The organism is Bartonella jaculi, assembly GCF_039543045.1.
GTDB lineage: Bacteria > Pseudomonadota > Alphaproteobacteria > Rhizobiales > Rhizobiaceae > Bartonella > Bartonella jaculi.
Window position 1 is genome coordinate 1 of the sequence record NZ_BAABIZ010000140.1, and the last position, 952, is coordinate 952.

The 952-nt window shown below is 41.2% G+C and carries 3 protein-coding genes; all 3 read right to left on the reverse strand.

Going from position 1 to position 952, the window contains the following annotated elements:
• Window position 1 precedes the first annotated feature (1 nt).
• Window positions 2-214, reverse strand: a complete 213-nt coding sequence (locus tag ABD915_RS09840; RefSeq protein ID WP_345117773.1) for a hypothetical protein — start codon at window positions 212-214, stop codon at window positions 2-4.
• A gap of 131 nt (window positions 215-345) precedes the next feature.
• Window positions 346-573 carry a hypothetical protein gene (locus tag ABD915_RS09850; RefSeq protein ID WP_345117777.1) on the reverse strand — a complete coding sequence of 76 codons (228 nt, stop codon included), beginning with the start codon at window positions 571-573 and terminating at the stop codon, window positions 346-348.
• Window positions 570-952, reverse strand: a 383-nt coding sequence (locus ABD915_RS09855; RefSeq protein ID WP_425548210.1) for a lysozyme, incomplete at its 5' end; no start/stop codon positions are given. The genes ABD915_RS09850 and ABD915_RS09855, both read right to left, overlap by 4 nt.

Genomic DNA, 952 nt, shown 5'->3' on the forward strand with positions numbered 1-952 from the left:
TTTAGAGTCGGATATTTGGTTTTTGTGTAAAAATACTTACAAACGCATCCATAATACGTGAAAAATCAAGCGCTAATAAGAGTATAATGAGTACAATCCATTTTGTATAACGCGACATCACTTTTACACTTTTATAGGTCATGATGATTTCTTGAAGTATTTCTTTTTCTGTTTCTGTAAGCTCTATATCGTCTTGTGTTTTTTTTCTAGCCATGTTTCCACCCACACACGCGTTCACCTAGATTATTGTGCTTTAAGATCTCTCTTGCTAAGTTTGAACTGATGGTGTTCAGATCTTGCTTATCTACATAAATTGGCAACCAGCCAACACAAGAAGAAACATATTTATTTGTCGCGCAACCAGTCAGAGAGAGCAGCACGCACATCAGCATCACTTTTTTGATTAACTTCACTTTCCACCTCCAGACGTGTTGTGGCTGCTTTTAAAGCTTTTTCTGTTTGCTTTTGTCGCTCTGCTTTTTTCCCAAGAGTAAAAGCTCTTGCTAATGCAATAAAAAAAGTGGCTAAAGCCGCGCCTGTTATCATCAGATTTCTTTTCATCCATAAGATCATAGGCGATGCTCCTGAAAACGTTTAGCAACAAAGAAAATGCCAGCACATGCGGCTAAAATCATAATGGTGGCCAAGGCCCATTGAATCGGACCGTTTCCTGCTAACAAACCACCAAGACCTGAAAAAGAGCCAATAATCGGTGCAAGGGCTTCGGCTTTGAAAAAACCCGTTGGTGCTTGCGTTTCAACTGTTTGATAATTGGAGGAAACATAAGCCCCTTTTGCCCATAAGCCTGTTTCTGCCGCACGCCGGTGTGCTAGACCTTCAAGACGCTTTCCGCCTGCTTGGGTCCATTTCTGTAGCTCTGCAGGGACAGCTTCATATTCACCCTGATTGAGCTTTTTTAACAGTGTCGAGTTACAAAAGGCTGCTGTTCCTA